Below are 19,092 nucleotides of genomic sequence, written 5' to 3'. Positions count from 1 at the left end.
GATGGTACAGGCAATGCGTTCACGGAGTGAAGCAGTTGCCGCCCGAAGATACCCTGACCTGCTGATCGTGCCTGGTATGGTGCTGTCCATGCTGGCTGTTTCCCTGCGTGAGGAGCTCCTCTGGTGGGTGGTGGGGCTTCTTGTGGTGGGCATCGTTTCGGGCTGGTTGCTAACGCGTCGATGCTGGTTGATGTGGCTGGCAGGTCTGGTGTTGTTTGCCGGCTGGCACCATGAGCATCAGACCCCTGTGCTGGCCGACACGCTGGCGGGTCGGGATATGAGGTTAATGCTCGAGGTTGATCGGGTTGATGCAGGGAGTGATCGTCTCCGGCTGGAAGGAACGGTCGCTGGCTGTGAGCCGGTGGCGACTGACATGGTTGAGTGCGGCCCGCTGAACCGGCTGCGTCTTGACTGGTACGATGCGCCTGCCGTGCTTGTGGGTGAACGCTGGCAACTGACGGCACGATTGAAGCCTCCCCATGGTTATCACAACCCGGGACGTTTCGATTACCAGGCCTGGTTACTGCGCGAGGGAATCTCTGCCACGGGCTATGTTCGCAGCCGTGCCGTGGCCAGGCGCATCCATGACGCGCCTCCATCGTTGCGCCAGGCGTTGCACGCCATTCTCGCAGCGCGCGACATCTCTTCCGATACGCAGCGCTGGTTGTCGGCACTGACGCTTGGCAACAGTCAGGCTCTGAGTCGTGACGAATGGGAAACGCTCGCGGCGCTGGGCATCACCCACTTGTTTGTGGTGTCAGGCCTGCATGTAGGGCTGGTGATTGCATTGATCTGGTGGGTAACCCGGCAGGTAGTGCGATGCGTGATGCCATCACGCTGGCGGGTTTCACCGATCCCATGGGTGATGGCCGCACTGGGGGCGGTTGGGTATGCGGCGTTGGTCGGCTGGACACCGCCTGTTACACGAGCTGCCATCATGGCGCTGATGGCATTATGGGTCCGCAGTGGTCGTCGCGCGCCCAGTCCATGGCAGGGCTGGTGGCTGGCCATGCTGCTGGTGCTGTGGCTGGATCCACTGGCAACCCAGCGCCAGGGCTTCTGGCTTTCCTTCGCTGCGGTCGGGTTATTGCTGATGGCCTGGGTGAACCGTCCGATCCCCGGGTGGTGGTGGGGTCAGTGGCGCAGTCAGCTGATACTGACGTTTGGCATGGGGGCACTGGTCGTGCTGGTGCTGGGCCAGTGGTCGGTTTTGTCACTGCCGGTCAACCTGGTCGCGATTCCGCTGGTCACCCTGATCATGGTGCCTCTGGCACTGGCAGGATGGATTGCCGGGCCCTGGTTTGGAGTCATGTGCTGGCAGATATTCGGCTGGGTAGCGCAGGTATTCTGGGATGCGAGCCACTGGCTGGCATCAGTATGGCCTGTGATTGTCGTGCCCGAGGCCTTGCGGGAAGCCCTGTCCGTTCTGTTGTTTATTGCGGCACTGACCCTGTGTATGCCGGGGGTGGGTCGTATGTTCAAGGTCGCAATCATGGCAGTGTTGCTTGCCGGCTCGGTGATTCATCTTGCCACGCCTTCGGACATCTCTCCCGGTCTGTCCATGCAGGTACATGATGTTGGTCAGGGGCTGGCAGTGTCGTTGATGGCGCCTGACTATCATGCGCTTTACGACACAGGCCCCCGTTTTCGTTCGGGCTTTGCGCCGCTGTCTACCCTGTGGGATCGCGCGCCTGTACTGGATGATGTCATCATCAGTCATGGGGATCTGGATCATGCCGGCGGTCTTCACTGGCTTGAGTCGTCCGGTGGTGTCATAGAACGGTTGTGGCGCCCCGCGTCAGTGCCCGTGAGTGCGACACCGTCGCGGCGATGTGTGGCGGGAGAAGGCTGGCAGAAGGGGGATGCACGGCTGACCTTTCTGTGGCCCGAACGCACATGGCGTGCCCCCACGGAAGATCGCAATGACAGTTCCTGCGTGCTGCTGGTAGAGACTCCAGCGTATCGTGCGCTCGTGCTGGGTGATGCCGGCCGCAGGGTGGAGCGCTGGCTTGTGCGCCGGTATGGCGCTCGGCTGGCAGATATTGATGTACTGATTGCCTCACATCATGGCAGTCGGACCGGCTCTGATCCCGAGGCGATACGTTTTTTTCGCCCTGATCACGTCATTTTCAGTGCAGGCTATCTGAACCGTTATGACCATCCACACCCGGAGGTGGTTCAGGACTTTCGTGCCACGGGCAGTTGCCTCTGGAGTACGGCACTGGATGGCGCGATTACGCTGACACCGGTTGCTGATGGGGTGACGGTCAGGGCGGCGGCGCGCCGTGGCGGTATCGAACCGGGCTGCCTTGGGGTAGAATCCGCGCCCTGAGCCTGGCTTGACGTGCCGGAGCATTTGATGGATGGCCTGACGGCGTGATGCATGCCGGCCTCACGTTATGAGTCAACGAAGATGGCGGGAGCAGACGTGAACGACACCAGTAGCTGGACGCTTTACAAGCGCCTCATGAAGTACGTGCGCCCACACTGGAAGGATTTTGTGGTGGCTGCAATCGGGTACGGCATTTATGCCGCGTCCAGTACGGCCTTTGCCAAGGTCATGGAATACCTGACCAATGGTATCCAGAACCCGGATGCTCAGTTTCGGCAGTTCCTGCCCATGCTGGTGGTATTGATGTTTGCCTGCCGTGGGGTGGGTACCTTCCTGGGTGGCTTTTTCATGCAGCGCGTTGCGCGCAATGTGGTGCATGCACTGCGTATCGATGTCTTCCGGCAAATGCTGCGCCTGCCCGGCCGATTTTATGATCAGCATTCCGGCGGCCACCTGCTGTCCCGCGTTACCTATCATGTCGAGCAGGTCACTGGTGCGGTAACCAAGGCCGTTACGGTCATCATGCAGGAAGGTTTTTACGTCATTGGCCTGACCTGCTATCTGTTCTGGACCAACTGGAAGCTCACACTGGTATTCATTGCCGTGACACCGTTGATTGCCGGTGTCGTGGCCTACGCCAGCCGGCGGTTTCGCAAGCTCGCCCGGCGCATTCAGCGCTCCGTGGGTGATGTCACCCATGTGGCGTCTGAAAGCATTACCGGGTATCGGGTGGTGCGTACGCATGGTGCCGAGGAGTTCGAGTACGAACGCTTTCGTCGTGCCAGCGAATACAATCGCGTGCAGAGCCTCAAGGAATCCCTCACCAAATCGGTCAGTGCGCCTGTCATTCAGACCTTGATGGCCCTGTCACTGGCTTTGCTGGTATGGCTTGCCCTCGCGCCGGATATCATGGGGGGCATGAATGCGGGCGAATTCATCGGTTTCATTACGGCGGCCTCATTGATGGCAAAACCCATCAAGTCGCTGACTGAAATCAGCGGCATGATTCAAAAGGGGCTTTCGGCAGTACAGGAGCTGTTTGCGATCACGGACCATCCCCCTGAGCCGGATCCCGGCCATATTGATCCAGGCCGGGTGCGTGGTGAGGTTACCTTTGATCAGGTGCGCTTTACCTACAACAAGGGTGACAGTGATGTACTGCATGGCGTCAGTCTTGAAGCCCGGGCCGGGGAAATGGTAGCCATGGTCGGGCGTTCCGGAAGCGGCAAGACCACACTTGTCAGCCTGTTGACGCGTTTTTATGACCCGACCGGTGGCCGTATCCTGATTGATGGCCAGGACATCATGACGCTGGAACTCAAGGCGCTGCGTCGTCAGGTTGCTCTGGTGAGCCAGCAGGTCGTGCTGTTCAACACGACCATTGCCAATAATATTGCCTACGGCCAGCCGGAGGCGACCCGCGAGGATGTGATAGCCGCTGCCCGCGCAGCCTATGTTGATGAGTTCATCGAGCGCCTGCCCGACGGGTATGACACCCTGATCGGGGATAATGGCGTCATGCTGTCCGGTGGTCAGCGTCAGCGTCTGGCCATCGCTCGTGCGATTTTCAAGGATGCCCCGATTCTGATCCTTGATGAAGCAACGTCCGCGCTGGATACCGAGTCCGAGCGCTATATCCAGAAGGCGCTTGAAGATGTATGCAAGGGGCGAACGACCTTCGTGATTGCACATCGCCTGTCGACCATCGAGCGGGCTGACCGCATTGTGGTAATGGATAACGGTCATCTGGTGGAATCCGGCAGCCATGATGAGCTGCTGGCTCGAGAGGGGGCCTATGCGGCTCTTCATCGGATTCAGTTCAGTGACACGGCGGGTACAGCGACATGAAGCGACTCGAACAAGCCTGGTACAATGGCTCGGCATGGCCTCTGATGCTGACACCACTTGAGGCGCTGTACAAAAGGGCAGTGGCACGCAGGCATCAACAGTTCAGGGCCGGCAGCAAAACGATCTGGGAAGGCTCCGTGCCCGTAATCGTCGTGGGCAATATTACCCTCGGGGGAACCGGAAAATCGCCATTGGTGGCCTGGCTCGTTCGCTGGCTTCAGCAGCAGGGCTGGCATCCCGGCATTATCTCACGAGGGTATGGTGGCCATGCCCCCCGGTATCCGCTGTATGTCGATGAAAGTACGGATCCTGCCCATGCCGGTGATGAGCCGGTAATGCTTGCCCAGCAGACCGGACTGCCTGTGGCGGTGGACCCTGATCGGCCAAGAGCCGCGCGCAAGCTGATCGCTGCCGGTTGCGATATTCTCGTTTCCGACGATGGCCTGCAGCATCTGTATCTGGGGCGTGATATCGAGCTGGTGGTGGTTGATGGGCAGAAGGGCTTCGGCAATCAGCATTGCCTGCCTGCCGGCCCACTGCGTGAGCCGCTGACGCGGCTTGCCACGGTAGATGCCGTGATTACCAACGGTGAGCTGGATTGCCGTGTTGATGCTTCCGAATACGCAATGACCCTGGTGCCCAGTGCCTGGCGTCATCTGAGCGATGGCGTATGCTATCCCGTGGATGCCCGGCCGTTCAGCGGCAAGGTGCACGCTACGGCCGGCATCGGTAATCCCCAGCGATTTTTCAGAACGCTGGAATCACTTGGGGTCGAGTTTGATCGCCATCCTCTGGCAGATCATCACCGGTTTACGGCAGAGGATCTGAAGTTTGCCGATAATCGGCCGGTTGTCATGACCGCCAAGGACGCCGTGAAGTGCCGGCGTTTTGCCAATGAGCGCTGCTGGTCCCTGGATGTGGAGGCGCACCCCGAGCCGGCCCTGATCGATTATCTGCGTCAGCGTCTGGCGCAGCTGTAACCTTTGGAGAGAAGACATGGACAAGGAACTGTTGGCAATGCTGGTATGTCCGCAAAGCCAGGCATCGCTTGAATACGATCGTGCTGCCAATGAACTCAAGTGTCGTCAGAGTGGCTTGGCCTATCCCATTCGTGATGGCATTCCTGTCATGCTGGTTGAAGAAGCCCGTGTGATGGACGCCGATGAGGTCATGGCCAAACCGTCATGAGCAGGTTCGTTACCGTGATTCCTGCCAGGTTCGGCTCGACGCGTCTGCCGGGCAAGCCGCTGGTTGATATCGAAGGCGAGCCCATGGTGGTTCGCGTGTGGCGGCAGGCACTCAAGTCATCGTCTTCCCGGGTGGTGGTAGCCACGGATGATGCGCGTGTCGGTGAAGTCGCTTCCCAGGCGGGTGCTGAAGTGATCATGACTCGGCCGGATCATCCGAACGGTACTTCCCGGCTGGCTGATGTCGCCGAGCAGCTCGGGCTTGATGCCGAGACCTGTATGGTCAACGTCCAGGGCGATGAACCCTTGATTCCACCGGAACTGATCGATCAGGTTGCGCATACCCTGCATGCCGTGCCGCAGGCTTCGATTGCCACTCTGGCCGAGCCGATCGATGCCATCGAGACGCTGGCCTCGCCGCATGTGGTCAAGGTGGTCTGCGATCGCTACGGCCGGGCCCTTTATTTTTCGCGGGCCCCCATCCCATGGCAGCGTGATGCCTTTACGCTGTCTGCCGAGCTTGCGCCTGCGCTGCCTGGTGCCGGCTGGCACCGCCATATAGGTCTTTATGCCTACCGGGTAGGGTTTTTGCAGGCATATGTGAACTGGCCGGAAGCGCCTCTGGAACAGTGTGAACAGCTGGAACAGCTACGGGCGCTGTATCATGGACATCACATTCAGGTCACCCTGTGTGAGGGAGCATATCCACCCGGAGTAGATACTCAGGAAGACCTTGAGCGTGTACGTGGCTGGATTCGGAGGTCGCATGGCGAACCGTGAACGCTGCATTCGCGTATTGTTCGTGTGCCTGGGCAATATCTGCCGGTCACCTACAGCTGAAGGCGTCTTCAGGAGCAAGGTGGCCCAGGCTGGATTGGCAGAGCACATTCTGATCGATTCCTGTGGTACCGGTGACTGGCATGTCGGTCAGCCGCCAGACCCGGGGGCCCGCCGTGCCGCCGCTGATCGAGGCCTGTCCCTGGATGATTTGCGAGCACGCCAGTTGGATGACAGCGATTTCGAGCGCTTTGACTGGATTCTGGCCATGGATAGCGCGAATCTGCGCGATATAAAGCGGCGTTCCCCACCGCATGCTCGTGCCCGAATTGCGCTTTTCCTGCCGTTTGCGCCACATCTTGATGTCACGGATGTACCTGACCCCTATGGGGAAGGCAATGAGGCGTTTGATCAGGTCTATGCACTGGTGGATCAGGCCAGCGACGCCTTTCTGAATGAACTTCAGCGAATGGCCCCGTGGCAGGCATGATGCGTCAGGATATTGATCTTGCGGCGCGCAATACACTGCGTCTGCCTGCTCGAGCGCAATGGTGGTGTGAGGTCGATACGATTGCCTCGCTGCGTGACACTCTTGCGATCGCGCAGTCACGACAGTGGCGTGTCCGTGTGCTGGGGGGCGGCAGTAATGTCATTTTGCCATCTGTAGTATCAGGCCTGGTGCTGAGATATACCGGGCAGGGCTGCTGGTTTGGCGAGTGGCTCAACGAGGCTGACCGGTTGCTGCATGTTGAAGCTGGTATCGACTGGCATGCGCTGGTGCTTCGTTGCTGTGATGCCGGGTGGTGGGGCATCGAGAACCTGGCGCTGATTCCCGGTACGACAGGCGCTGCACCTGTTCAGAATATTGGTGCCTATGGTGTCGAGCTGTCTGATGTCGTGCATGAAGTCCATTTGATCGAGCTGGAGAGCGGTGCCTATCGCATTCTGTCTTCGGCGCAATGCCTGTTTGGATATCGCGACAGCATTTTCAAGCAGGCGCTGGCCGGTCAGGTCGTTATTGTACGTGTCGTGCTGCGCTTGTCCCGCATGCCGTCTCCTCGCCTGGGCTACCAGGGGCTTACGCATCTGGCGGAGCAGGCTGCGCTTTCACCCCGTACTGTCGCAGATGCTGTAACGGCTCTTCGCCGATCCAAGCTGCCTGACCCGGCAGATATCGGCAATGCCGGCAGTTTTTTCAAAAACCCGATCGTGTCTCTGGACGTAATAGAGCGCTTGAAGCGCGACTATCCTTCAATACCCATCTATCCGGTGGATAGTGCCGGTGCAAAGGTAGCCGCGGCCTGGTTGATCGATCAGTGTGGTCTCAAGGGATTGAAGTGGCCGGAAGGCGTGGGCATTCATGATCGTCAGGCGCTTGTCCTGACCCATGATGGCCGTGGTAACGCGGAGGATGTGTTGGCACTGTCCGATTATATAGCCGAGACCGTGCAGGGTCGTTTCGGGGTCGTGCTGGAGCGTGAGCCTGGTTTCTGGGGTGAGCTATCGGCACATTGACCTTAAGATGATGCTATTTATCCTGCCTACCTATAAAAAAAGCCCCTCAACCGAGGGGCTTTTTGTGAGGGCACGTCAAGCGCCCCGGATCAGGTCTGACTGGCGTCCTGATCCTTCTGCTGCTGCCGTTGGCGACGCTTGACTTCCCGTGGGTCGTTGTAGGCCCGACCGCGGGATGTAAGCCCGGCGCCCTTGGGAGGCGCGGTATCGCTCCCGGCCTTGTCTGCATTGTCAGCGCTTTTGGCTGGCTCCACTGCTGTAGTGCCGGCGCGGGCAATGGCAGGTGTTGTGCCCGGTGAGGCTTTCTCTGCCAGAGTGTCTGCCGGTTTGGCGTTGGCTGACTCGGTCGCTTTTGCATCTGCCGGTTTGGCGCTGGCTGACTCGGTCGCCTTGGCATCTGCCGGTTTGGCGCTGGCCGATTCAGTCGCCTTGGCATCTGCCGGTTTGGTGCTGGCCGACTCAGTCGCTTTTGCATCTGCCGGTTTAGTGCTGGCTGATTCAGTCGCCTTGGCATCTGCCGGTTTGGTGCTGGCCGATTCAGTTGCCTTGGCATCTGCCGGTTTGGTGCTGGCTGATTCAGTTGCCTTGGCATCTGCCGGTTTGGTGCTGGCCGATTCAGTTGCCTTGGCATCTGCCGGTTTGGTGCTGGCCGATTCAGTTGCCTTGGCATCTGCCGGTTTGGTGCTGGCCGATTCAGTTGCCTTGGCATCTGCCGGTTTGGTGCTGGCTGATTCAGTTGCCTTGGCATCTGCCGGTTTGGTGCTGGCTGATTCAGTTGCCTTGGCATCTGCCGGTTTGGCACTGGCCGGCTTAGTGGCCTTGGCATCTGCCGGTTTGGCGCTGGCTGATTCAGTCGCTTTTGCATCTGCCGGTTTGGCACTGGCCGGTTCAGTCGCTTTTGCATCTGCCGGTTTGGCACTGGCCGGTTCAGCCGCCTTGGCATCTGCCGGTTTGGCGTTGGCTGACTCGGTCGCCTTGGCGCTGGCGCCTGCTGATTTGCTGTCGGCTGACGGTGCGTCGGCAGATTGAGTGCTGTCTTCGTTTCTTGACGTGCCACGTGAAGAGGGTGGTGTCTTGTGATACAGGCTGGGGGCACGTGTGCCCGTCTCTCCTGTAGCTTCCGTCCTGCCTTCCTTCTTCGTGGTGCTGTCAGGCGACTGGGCACTGGGTACCGATTCGGCAGTGGGGGTGCCATGAGTCGGCTTGCCCTGTGCGGGTGCCGTATCCGTTGATGGCGCAGCATTGTCTCCCTGCGCCTGCAGGGTTTCCTGCTCGGCAACAGCCTTGGGGTTCAGTGCCTGCTTGCGAGTGCGATTGCGCGGATTATTACGCGTACGCTTGGGCTTACCGGTCGGCTGTTCCTCCTGCGTGGTGCCTGAACCGCTGGTATCCGTCGCTGTGTGACTTGTGTCGGCGGCCTTGGAGTCTACCGGTTTGTTCTCGGCGGGCTTGTCCGAGGATTTATCGGTGCGATCCGCCTGGGATGGCTTGCGGTCGTTGCCATTATTGCTCTTCCGATTTGCGTTTCGATCATCGTTTTTGGCCTGGGGCTCACGTGTATCGCTATTGCCCTTGCCGTTTTTGCCGTTTCGACGGTCACGGTTGGAAGAACTGTTTTTGTCGTCACGCTCTCCATCCTGGTCACGGTTGGCATTGCGGCGCTTGTCAGGGCGTCCGTTGTTGCCTTCGCTGGCAGGCGTACGTTCGTTGTCATCCGACTTGCGCTCATTGGCAGCCGGCTTGCGCTCGGTGTCGGCTGTTTTGCCAGTGCGCGTACCGGACGATGCATTGCTGCCGTCCTTGCCGGTGCCGGCTATCGTCGGCCTGGTGGAGGCAGCCTGTTTTTCGCGAGTGGCCGGGCGGGCAGGAGGGGTCTCTGCGGGAATGTCAGACTCGGAACCGAGCAGTCTGCTCATGCCGCGGAACAGTCGACCCATGAAGCCTGTGGGCTGTGCCTGTTCAGGCTGAGCTGCTGGTGCAGCGTCATCGTTTTGCTTGAGTGAAGCAGGCGCAGGGGCATGAGCCACCATCTTGACGGCTGCCTCGGTACGCTGAATGGGTTTTTCAGCCGAAAGGGCATCATCATGAAGCTGGTGTTCGATTTCGGCCGAGAGCTCGAAGCTGGGCTTGCCGATATCATCTTCATCCATCTGATCGTCACGGAAGCGCTGCACTTCATAGTGAGGCGTGTCCATGTCCGGTTGTGGCAGAAGGACTACCTTGACGTTCTGACGCTCCTCGACGGCGGCCAGGACGCTGCGTTTTTCATTCAGAAGATAGGTGGCAACCGGCACCGGCAGAAGGGCACGAATCTGGGAGCTGCGTTCCTTCATGGCCTCTTCTTCAATCAGACGCATGACCGACAGCGACAGCGAGCGAACGTCACGGATGGTGCCCTGACCGTCACATCGCGGGCATACTACGCCACTGGTTTCACCCAGAGAGGGGCGAAGACGCTGGCGTGACATTTCCATCAGACCAAAGCGGGAAATGCTGCCGGTTTGCACGCGTGCACGATCAAGCTTGACCGAGTCGCGAAGACGATTTTCGACATCGCGGCGGTTGCGGGCCGGTGACATGTCGATGAAGTCGATCACGATCAGGCCGCCGATATCACGCAGGCGCAGCTGGCGAGCGATTTCTTCTGCCGCCTCAAGATTGGTCTGAAGGGCCGTTTCCTCGATGTCGCTGCCCTTGGTGGCACGGGCAGAGTTGATATCGATGGAGACCAGCGCTTCGGTATGGTCGATGACAATCGAGCCGCCGGAGGGCAGTTTCACATCACGCTGATAAGCCGTTTCGATCTGTGATTCGATCTGGAAACGTGAGAAGAGCGGAACGTCATCGGTATAGAGCTTGATCTTGCTTTCGTAGGTCGGCATGACCGTACGAACAAAGGCCAGTGCTTCTTCATGGATGCTGGGGCTGTCGATCAGGACTTCACCGATGTCCTGACGCAGGTAGTCGCGCATTGCCCGAATGATGACATTGGATTCGCGATAGATAAGAAACGGAGCCGAGCGCTTGCCGGCTTCTTCAGTGATGGCTTCCCATACCTGAGTCAGATACCTGAGATCCCACTGAAGCTCTTCTGCCGAGCGGCCGATACCGGCCGTACGCACGATCACGCCCATTTTCTCGGGCATGTCGAGCTTGCTCATGGCTTCCTTGAGTTCGGCACGTTCCTCGCCCTCGATGCGGCGTGAAATACCGCCGGCACGCGGGTTGTTGGGCATCAGTACCAGAAAGCGTCCTGCCAGGCTTACAAATGTGGTCAGGGCTGCACCCTTGTTGCCACGTTCTTCCTTGTCGACCTGAACAATGACTTCCTGGCCTTCGCGCAGGACTTCACGAATGTTGGGGCGACCGCTGACATCCTTCACGAAATATTCGCGAGAAATTTCCTTCATCGGCAGGAACCCGTGGCGGTCTGCACCAAAGTCGACGAAGGCGGCTTCAAGGCTGGGCTCGACGCGAGTAATCTTGCCGCGATAAATATTGGCTTTTTTCTGTTCCCGAGCACCGGATTCGATATCAAGATCGTAAATCCGCTGTCCGTCTACCATGGCTACCCGCAGCTCTTCCGGCTGGGTGCCGTTAATCAACATTCGTTTCATGGTGTCTCGCAAAACAAGAGCGCATCGAGAGACTGTCATGAACCACTACAGGGCCTTCATGTCACGGGTGAAGGCGAACAGTTGTTCAGGGATGCCTTGGCATCGATGACAAGTTGTCATTTTCGTGCCCTTCACACCGCGTGCAAAAAAGGCGTCAGTATGGGTTCAAAACATCAACGACGCCGAACGGGTCTGCAGTGTGTTGTGCTCAATGCATGTCGAGAATGCCTTGCATGCCTTTGACGGCCTTGGCCATCAGTACATGACGTGATCATGATGAGTACGCGGTAATATCAGGACATGTCGCGGTGATGTGTCATCTACCGGTCCTTGTTTCTATCACCAGACACCTGGCATTTGCCGATGCAACGCCGCCGGTCTTCGACACGGAGGTCATTATTTTCCCGAACTTCTAAAGAAAGCCGGGCATTACATAAACGGGTATTTCATACCGATCTTATTCGTTGCTTTGGCCTGCGTGTTCTCGAAAAAGTGCAGGCGCTTCAACAGGAAATAAAGGCCCTGTCCAAGCTCTGGCAATATATCAGTTAACCCCCACCCCAGCAATTCGCCCCCGTGGTCAAATTATCCGTTAAGATGGCCACCTTATCGATGTATCAAGCTACGAGGATGTCGGATGGCTGAAGGGCGTGACGTACAGTGGATAGAGATTGACAGTGGCCATGCCGGTCAGCGTCTGGACAACTTTTTGCTGACGCGGCTCAAGGGTGCACCGCGAACCCTGATTTATCGCATCATTCGAAAAGGTGAGGTGCGAGTCAACAAAAAGCGGGCGAAGGTAGATCAGCGCCTGGTTATCGGTGATCTGGTGCGGGTACCACCGCTGCGCCTGAAGCCCGAGGAAGCCGTTCGAGAAGTCAGTGATAATCTCAAGAATGTGCTGGCCGGCAGTGTGCTGGCCGAATCCGATGCCTGGCTGGTCATCAACAAGCCTTCCGGGCTGCCTGTCCATGGCGGCAGTGGCGTCAAGATCGGGCTGATCGAGGCTCTGCGACAGATCCGTACTGACCTGACCTTCCTTGAGCTGGTCCATCGGCTGGATCGGGATACATCAGGGTGTTTGCTGCTTGCCAAGACGCGTGATGCACTGGTAACGCTCAATGATGCCCTCAAGCAGAAGAAAATGGACAAGCGCTACTTGGCCCTGGTGGAAGGTCGCTGGCCGGCCCGACGCGACTGGGTGAGTGCACCACTGGATCGCTATGATGCCGGTAATGGTGAGCGTCGTGTGCGTGTCGACAAGAATGGCAAACGCTCCCGAACCCGCTTCAACGTGGTCGAGACCTTCGCAGGCATGACACTGATGGAGGCCGAGCCGATTACCGGACGAACGCATCAGATCCGTGTGCATGCCCAGCATGCTGGGCATTCCTTGCTGTCGGACCGGAAGTACGGTTCTCGGGAAGGTGAACAGATGGCCAGACGCATCGGCCTTGAGCGCCTGTTCCTTCATGCCCACCAGTTGAGCTTTCCTGACCCGACCAGTGGCCGGGAAGTTACCATCAAGGCGCGTATGGGCGATGAATTGACCTCGGCGCTGGCTCGAGCGCGGCTTTTAACCTGAGCATTTGTTTTCTTTACAGGTGAGTGGTGTTTTCCGGGCGGAGTAGAGATGAAATATCAACTGATCATTTTTGACTGGGATGGCACCTTGATGGATTCCCAGGCGCGCATCGTGAGCTGTATGCAACGAGCAGCCCTGGCGGCAGGAGCCGGCTCCCTGTCATCGGAGGCGGTGCGTCATATCATCGGGCTGGGGCTACCGGAAGCGATTCTTGTGTTGTGTCCGTCGTTGTCTGCTCCTCAGCGTGAGGTCATGCGGCAGTATTACGCCGATTATTTCGTGGCAGCCGAGACGCATGATGCCCCGATGCAGTTCTTTCCGGGCGTCAGGCAGGGCCTGGACCGGTTGCACCGACAGCCTGGTCTGACGCTTGCGGTGGCTACGGGCAAGAGTAGACGCGGGCTCGATCGGCAGTTCGAAAGCCATGCCTGTGGGCACTGGTTTGCAGCCAGTCGGACGGCAGATCTTACCGAGTCAAAACCCTCACCGCTGATGCTTGAAGAGCTGCTGGAACAGCTGAATGTGCCGGTTGACAGGGCCTTGATGGTCGGTGATACCTCCTATGACCTTGAAATGGCACAGCGACTGGGCATGGACCGTGTGGCCATGACCTATGGGGTTCATGCCCCGGAAGTGTTGCGGCGTCATGCCCCGGTGTATGAAACGGCTGATTTTGCAGCGCTTGTGAACTGGATTGAGCGCGCCGTGTGATGGCGCTTTTTTTGCGTTACTTCTGGCCAATGGAGTGTATGGCATGAGCGATCATGATTCGTCTGACCCCTGGGCGGAAGGCCGCGATGAGCGGCCTGCACCGTCACGTTCACGGAGTGCCCCGGATGATCAGGCGCGGTTGATGGATCGCTGGGTGCAGGAAATTACGCGGGAGCAGCGTCGATCACGGCGCTGGAGGATCTTTTTTCGCCTTGTTTATATCGGCCTGTTCGGTCTGCTGGTATTCGGGGTTTACCGGGGTGTGGGGTCGCTTGATGTTGACGCGGCAGCCCGAGGTGGCGGCGGTCCGCATGTGGCTACCGTGCGGATCAATGGTGTGATCGATGCCGAGGGGCCGGCCAGTGCCGATACCGTGATCAAGGGATTGCATGATGCCTTTGATGACGAAAAGGCCCGAGCCATCGTACTGCGTATCAACAGTCCTGGTGGGTCGCCGGTGCAGTCTCAGCGCATCTATCAGGAAATTCGACGGCTAAAGGGACACTCTCCCGACAGGCCGGTAGTGGCAGTCATCGAGGATATCGGGGCCAGTGGTGCCTATTACATCGCTGCGGCGGCCGATGATATCTATGCGGCGCCGGCCAGTCTGGTGGGCTCGATCGGTGTCATCTACTCGGGCTTTGGCTTCAAGGAGGCCATCGGTCGCCTGGGGGTAGAGCGGCGAGTCTTTACGGCGGGTGAAAACAAGGACCTGCTTGATCCCTTTCGAGATGTGACTCAGGCTCAGCGTGACTTCTGGAAAACCATTCTCGATACCACGCACCAGCAGTTCATCAATGATGTGAAGGCTGGTCGCGGTGATCGACTTGCCTCGGATCCTGCCCTTTTTTCCGGGCTGGTATGGACGGGAGAGCAGGCGCAGGTCAATGGCCTGACCGATGGAGTGGCCACCTTTGATCAGCTGATTCGTGACCGTTTCAGCGTGGAGAAGGCTGTTGACTATACCCTGTCACCGGATCCTCTTGAACGGCTGTCGCGCCAGCTGGGCCAGGTCGCGGCCCAGTGGCTTGGGATAGGCAGTCAGTCCACAGGGTCTCCTGTGCGTTATCAGGTGCCGTAAGCACTTTGTTCGCCGTCACGGCATGGCGAGCAGGGGGTCCATGCCGCTTTCGCGCAGCAGGCGGCACAGTGCAATGAGGGGCAGGCCGATCAGTGCGTTGGGGTCACGACCATCCAATCGTTCGAACAGCGTGATACCCAGCCCTTCCATGCGAAAGCTCCCTGCACAGTCAAGAGGGCGCTCACGGGCAAGATAGGCGTTGATTTCCTCTGCTGTAAGGTGTCTGAAGTAGACGTCAAAGGGCTCTGTATGGTGGCGCGCCATGCCGGCGGCATCGATGACGGTCAGGGCGGTCAGGAAGCGTACATGCTGGCCTGAAAATCGGCTGAGCTGGTCGAAGGCGGCGTCCATGTGGCCCGGCTTTCCGAGAATGCTGCCATCATGCAGGGCAATCTGATCACTGCCGACAATAATGCTGCCGGCATGATGAATGGCCGTTTTTTCTGCCTTTTGTCGTGCCAGTCGAGCGACCAGTACTTCCGGGGGCTCGTCCCTGTGGGGTGTCTCATCGATGTCCGGTGAATGGCACTCGAAGGACGATGTTAGTCTTTCCAGTAACTGACGTCGCCAGGGTGAACTGGATGCCAGCACCAAACGAGACCGTGCAGGGTGTGGGTCAGGGTGGTCGGTCATGGTATTTCCTTTTGAGGCGAATGCGCCCGGTGCCGGGGTTGAGCGCGATAGACTTTGACAGCGCCCGGGACAATCCCTATTATTGCGCGCCTATGTCAACCACACGATTGCCAAAGACCGTTGAGCCTTATCGGCTGGCCTCTCAGGGTGAACTCCTGAGCGGGTCTCTTCCGCTTGCCCATTTTTCGCGTTTGGTCGACGCGATTGGTGACCAGGTCAACGAGTGTCAGGTCGAACTGGTGTTCGGTATCGACATGCAGCGTCAACACTATATCGAAGGCCGGCTAAGGGCCGATGTTGATATGCGGTGTCAACGCTGCCTTCAGCCGCTTCCGGTATCACTGGACAGCTCGTTTCTGCTGGGGCTGGTGACCACTGACGAACTTGCAGCTCGCTTGCCGGGCCGCTACGAGCCGGTGTTTGTGGAAGACGAGCAGCTCGATCTGCTCCCGGTTGTTGAAGACGAGCTGTTGCTGACACTGCCTCAGGTCGTCTACCACGATGAGAGTGACTGCCCTGTTCGTCAGGAAGACCTCAAAAGTGGAGATGCCGATGCGGTCAGTGAAGAGACCAAACCCAATCCTTTCAGTGTGCTCGGCTCGCTGAAAGACAAACACTGATTTTTGTAATCACGACTGGAGACCTGTCATGGCTGTCCAAAAGAACCGCAAGACCCGTTCCAAGCGCGGCATGCGTCGCTCACACGACGCGCTGAGCGCACCTACCCTGACGGTAGACAAGGAAACCGGCACGACGCATCGTCGTCACCACGTCGCTCCTGACGGTTTCTACCGCGGGCGTCAGGTTGTCGAAATCGACGCATAATCGACACTGAGCGCACATCGGTGCGTATCGCTGTTGATGCCATGGGCGGGGACTTCGGTCCCCGCACTACTGTGCGCGGGGTGGCTCAGGCACTTGCCGCCAACGCCGAGTACAGCGCCACACTGTTTGGTCCCTCCGATGCCCTGTATCCCTTTCTGGAAGCTTTACCCGATTCGCTACGCGATGCACGTGAGCGCATGTCCCTTGTGCATGCCGAGCATGTGGTGGGTGATGATGTCCGGCCTTCTCGGGTCCTGAGAGCTCCTGATACGTCAAGCATGCATCAATGCCTTCTCGCACTCAGTGATGGCAGGGCGCAGGCGTGTGTCAGTGGCGGGCATACCGGCGCACTGATGGCGTTGGCCCGTCACTATATCGGCATGAGTGCCGGGTTGGAGCGACCGGCGATCAGTGCCGCCATCCCCTCGGAGCGCGATGGGCGCTGTTACATGCTGGACCTTGGTGCCAATGTCGACTCGCCTCCTCGAAATCTTGCACAATTTGCACGGATGGGTGCTGCCATGGCCAGTATTGTTGATGGGCTGGCATGTCCGAGAGTGGCGCTTTTGAACGTAGGAGTCGAGCCAGGGCGTGGCGAGCGCCGTGTGCGGGATGTTGACGCACTGCTCAGATCCTCACCCTCAAGCGGTTTTGATTATGTGGGGTTTGTGGAGGGGGACGCCATATTTTCCGGCAAAGTGGATGTGGTGGTGTGCGACGGAGCGGTAGGTAATGTCGTGCTCAAGAGCAGTGAAGGGCTGGCACGGATGCTGGGCCAGCGACTTCATCAGACATTCGAGCACAGCTGGCGTACGCGGTTGGTAAGCCTGCTGGCACGTCCTGCGCTGAGCCGCTTTCGCGAGGAGCTCGACCCGGTGCGCTACAATGGGGCCAGCTTTCTTGGTCTGGCCGGGACGGTGGTGAAAAGTCATGGCGGCGCGGATGCCCGGGGATTTTCCTTTGCGGTTCGTCGCGCGGCTCTGGAGGCCTCCCAGCGCTTGCCCGAGCGATTATCGGAGTGGCTTGTCGGGGAATAACGCAAGAACAAGGTTTTGCTCATGGGCAGGCTCGCGTATGATGCGCGCCGGTACGCTTTCCTGATCAATCAACTGATCAGGAAAGCGTATGGCGGGCCGCTGGCCCTGCTTCGGTATTCAACGAGAACAGATATAGGTGACTGTCATGACCAACTCTCTGGCCTTCGTGTTCCCCGGTCAGGGCTCTCAGCAGATTGGCATGCTCAGAGAGCTGGCCGAGCGCTACAGCGTGGTGCGAACGACCTTCGAGGAAGGTGCCCAGGCATTGGGCTATGACTTGTGGAACGTGGTTCAGGAAGGGCCTGCCGAGGCGCTTAACGAAACGGCCTGCACCCAGCCTGCACTGCTGACTGCCAGTGTGGCCATCTGGCGTGTGTGGCAGGAGCTTGAAGGTCCGCGCCCACATGTCATGGCGGGACACAGTCTCGGTGAGTACAGTGCCCTGGTCTGCTCTGGTGCTCTTGGCTTTGCTGACGCGGTTCGCCTGGTGCGCCGCCGGGGGGAGGCCATGCAGGCCGCGGTACCTCAGGGCGTTGGAGCCATGGCCGCCGTGCTGGGCCTGGATAATGCAACCGTGGAAGCGGCGTGTCACGATGCGTCTCAGGGTGAAATCGTTGCGGCGGTTAACTACAATGCGCCGGGTCAGGTAGTGATTGCCGGTAACCGTGCTGCCGTCGAACGTGCCATTGCCGCCTGTCAGGAGGCGGGTGCCAAGCGAGCCATCTCGCTGCCGGTCTCCGTACCATCCCATTGCGCGTTGATGGAGCCGGCCTCTCAAGTGCTGGCCGATGCCCTGGGTGACATGGATGTGCGGGTACCGCGTTACCAGGTGGTTCAGAATGTTGATGCGCTGGCGCCCGATAATACGGCGACGCTGTCCGACAATCTGGTTCAACAGCTTTACAAGCCGGTTCTATGGACCGACTGTGTCAATGCCATGGTAGAGCAGGGTGCCACGACCTTTATCGAATGTGGCCCCGGCAAGGTGTTGACAGGCCTTGGCAAGCGGATCAATCGTGGTATTCGCGGTCAGGCCATCAATGACCCGGAAAGTCTGGCCAGTGCGCTGGAGATGGCCCGGGAAAGCACAAGCGACAACAAGTGAGTCCTTCGAATGTCAGATGAACGCAAGGTAGCGCTGGTAACAGGTGCCAGTCGGGGTATTGGTCAGGCCATCGCCCGTCAGCTGGGGCAGCAGGGTTTCATCGTTATCGGTACTGCGACTACTGAAGACGGCGCTCGGCGGATCAGTGAGGATCTGGCTGCCCTGAATGTCGACGGTATGGGGCTGATGCTGGACGTTACCAGTGCCGAATCCATTGATGGCGTGCTGAAGCACATTGCCGAGACGCATGCTGCGCCGACGGTTCTGGTCAACAATGCCGGCATTACCCAGGACAACCTGCTGATGCGCATGAAGGAGCATGAGTGGGATTCGGTGATGGATACCAATCTCAAATCCGTCTACCGTGTTTCCAAGGCATGCCTGCGGGGCATGACGAAAGCACGATTTGGCCGTATTATCAGCATCAGCTCGGTCGTGGCCGCCTCTGGTAATCTGGGGCAGACCAACTATGCTGCCGCCAAGGCGGGCATGGAAGGGTTCTCCCGCTCGCTGGCGCGTGAAGTAGGCTCGCGGAACATTACCGTCAATTGCATTGCGCCCGGGTTCATTGCAACGGACATGACCGAGAAATTACCCGAAGAGCATCGTGAGGCGTTGTTGTCTCAGGTGCCGTTGTCCCGTCTGGGGCGGCCGGAAGAGATCGCGGCCGCCGTAGGCTTTCTTGCCAGTGATCAGGCAGGCTATATCACTGGTGAAACCATCCATGTCAATGGCGGCATGAATATGCGCTGATAACTGTGGCGGCGCGGTTGCGTCGTCCGGTGCCGGCCTATAAACTACCCGCTGATTTGAGCTAGCGGATTCGTCCTACTAGGAGT

17 protein-coding genes are annotated in these 19,092 nt (G+C 58.8%); 15 read left to right on the top strand and 2 right to left on the bottom strand.

Annotated features, from left to right (window positions below):
* Positions 1 to 13 precede the first annotated feature (13 nt).
* The 7 genes from NAT21_RS08910 (at position 14) to murB (ending at position 7,659) form a co-directional block, all read left to right on the top strand.
* Positions 14 to 2,332: a DNA internalization-related competence protein ComEC/Rec2 gene (locus tag NAT21_RS08910; RefSeq protein ID WP_250937475.1), complete on the top strand. Its 2,319-nt coding sequence runs from the start codon at positions 14 to 16 to the stop codon at positions 2,330 to 2,332.
* 81 nt (positions 2,333 to 2,413) lie between these two features.
* Positions 2,414 to 4,180, top strand: coding sequence for a lipid A export permease/ATP-binding protein MsbA (gene msbA / locus NAT21_RS08905; RefSeq protein WP_407658240.1), 1,767 nt, complete (start codon positions 2,414 to 2,416; stop codon positions 4,178 to 4,180).
* Positions 4,177 to 5,160, top strand: a complete 984-nt coding sequence (lpxK, locus tag NAT21_RS08900) for a tetraacyldisaccharide 4'-kinase (RefSeq protein WP_250937470.1) — start codon at positions 4,177 to 4,179, stop codon at positions 5,158 to 5,160. The genes msbA and lpxK overlap by 4 nt, the downstream gene beginning before the upstream one ends.
* Before the next feature lie 16 nt (positions 5,161 to 5,176).
* Positions 5,177 to 5,368 (top strand): Trm112 family protein, encoded by a 192-nt coding sequence (locus NAT21_RS08895; protein ID WP_250937468.1) that lies wholly within the window; start codon positions 5,177 to 5,179, stop codon positions 5,366 to 5,368.
* A complete protein-coding gene (kdsB, locus tag NAT21_RS08890) occupies positions 5,365 to 6,147 on the top strand; it encodes a 3-deoxy-manno-octulosonate cytidylyltransferase (RefSeq protein ID WP_250937466.1) in 783 nt (260 codons plus the stop codon). Before NAT21_RS08895 ends, kdsB begins: the two co-directional genes overlap by 4 nt.
* Positions 6,134 to 6,634: a low molecular weight protein-tyrosine-phosphatase gene (locus NAT21_RS08885; protein WP_250937464.1), complete on the top strand. Its 501-nt coding sequence runs from the start codon at positions 6,134 to 6,136 to the stop codon at positions 6,632 to 6,634. The genes kdsB and NAT21_RS08885 overlap by 14 nt, the downstream gene beginning before the upstream one ends.
* Positions 6,631 to 7,659, top strand: coding sequence for a UDP-N-acetylmuramate dehydrogenase (gene murB / locus NAT21_RS08880; RefSeq protein WP_250938046.1), 1,029 nt, complete (start codon positions 6,631 to 6,633; stop codon positions 7,657 to 7,659). Before NAT21_RS08885 ends, murB begins: the two co-directional genes overlap by 4 nt.
* A gap of 89 nt (positions 7,660 to 7,748) precedes the next feature.
* On the opposite strand, the gene rne is transcribed toward murB, so the two are convergent.
* Entirely contained in the window at positions 7,749 to 11,276 is a 3,528-nt protein-coding gene (gene rne, locus NAT21_RS08875) for a ribonuclease E (protein ID WP_250937462.1), read from the bottom strand.
* A 637-nt stretch (positions 11,277 to 11,913) separates the two neighbouring features.
* On the opposite strand from rne, the gene NAT21_RS08870 reads away from it, so the two are divergent.
* The 3 genes from NAT21_RS08870 to sppA are packed head-to-tail and all read left to right on the top strand — an operon-like array spanning position 11,914 to position 14,653.
* Positions 11,914 to 12,861: an RluA family pseudouridine synthase gene (locus tag NAT21_RS08870; RefSeq protein ID WP_250937460.1), complete on the top strand. Its 948-nt coding sequence runs from the start codon at positions 11,914 to 11,916 to the stop codon at positions 12,859 to 12,861.
* Positions 12,862 to 12,909: 48 nt separating this feature from the next.
* A complete protein-coding gene (locus tag NAT21_RS08865) occupies positions 12,910 to 13,572 on the top strand; it encodes an HAD-IA family hydrolase (RefSeq protein ID WP_250937454.1) in 663 nt (220 codons plus the stop codon).
* Positions 13,573 to 13,615: 43 nt separating this feature from the next.
* The gene (gene sppA, locus NAT21_RS08860; protein WP_250937452.1) at positions 13,616 to 14,653 is read left to right on the top strand and encodes a signal peptide peptidase SppA; all 1,038 of its coding nucleotides are present in this window, start codon (positions 13,616 to 13,618) and stop codon (positions 14,651 to 14,653) included.
* Positions 14,654 to 14,668: 15 nt separating this feature from the next.
* Here the strand turns inward: sppA and NAT21_RS08855 are convergent, their stop codons facing one another.
* Positions 14,669 to 15,286: a Maf family protein gene (locus NAT21_RS08855; protein WP_250937450.1), complete on the bottom strand. Its 618-nt coding sequence runs from the start codon at positions 15,284 to 15,286 to the stop codon at positions 14,669 to 14,671.
* Positions 15,287 to 15,378: 92 nt separating this feature from the next.
* Here NAT21_RS08855 and NAT21_RS08850 point away from each other — a divergent pair, with 92 nt between their 5' ends.
* From NAT21_RS08850 to fabG, 5 genes are all read left to right on the top strand, one after another.
* Positions 15,379 to 15,906 carry a YceD family protein gene (locus tag NAT21_RS08850; protein ID WP_250937448.1) on the top strand — a complete coding sequence of 176 codons (528 nt, stop codon included), beginning with the start codon at positions 15,379 to 15,381 and terminating at the stop codon, positions 15,904 to 15,906.
* Between the two features lie 28 nt (positions 15,907 to 15,934).
* Positions 15,935 to 16,111, top strand: a complete 177-nt coding sequence (gene rpmF / locus NAT21_RS08845) for a 50S ribosomal protein L32 (RefSeq protein WP_250937446.1) — start codon at positions 15,935 to 15,937, stop codon at positions 16,109 to 16,111.
* A gap of 20 nt (positions 16,112 to 16,131) precedes the next feature.
* Entirely contained in the window at positions 16,132 to 17,148 is a 1,017-nt protein-coding gene (gene plsX / locus NAT21_RS08840) for a phosphate acyltransferase PlsX (protein WP_250937444.1), read from the top strand.
* 145 nt (positions 17,149 to 17,293) lie between these two features.
* The gene (fabD, locus tag NAT21_RS08835; protein WP_250937442.1) at positions 17,294 to 18,253 is read left to right on the top strand and encodes an ACP S-malonyltransferase; all 960 of its coding nucleotides are present in this window, start codon (positions 17,294 to 17,296) and stop codon (positions 18,251 to 18,253) included.
* Positions 18,254 to 18,262: 9 nt separating this feature from the next.
* Positions 18,263 to 19,006, top strand: a complete 744-nt coding sequence (fabG, locus tag NAT21_RS08830) for a 3-oxoacyl-ACP reductase FabG (RefSeq protein WP_250937439.1) — start codon at positions 18,263 to 18,265, stop codon at positions 19,004 to 19,006.
* Positions 19,007 to 19,092 lie beyond the last annotated feature (86 nt).

This window comes from Larsenimonas rhizosphaerae (assembly GCF_023700005.1).
GTDB classification, from domain to species: domain Bacteria; phylum Pseudomonadota; class Gammaproteobacteria; order Pseudomonadales; family Halomonadaceae; genus Larsenimonas; species Larsenimonas rhizosphaerae.
This window is presented reverse-complemented; position numbering and strand designations above follow the sequence as displayed.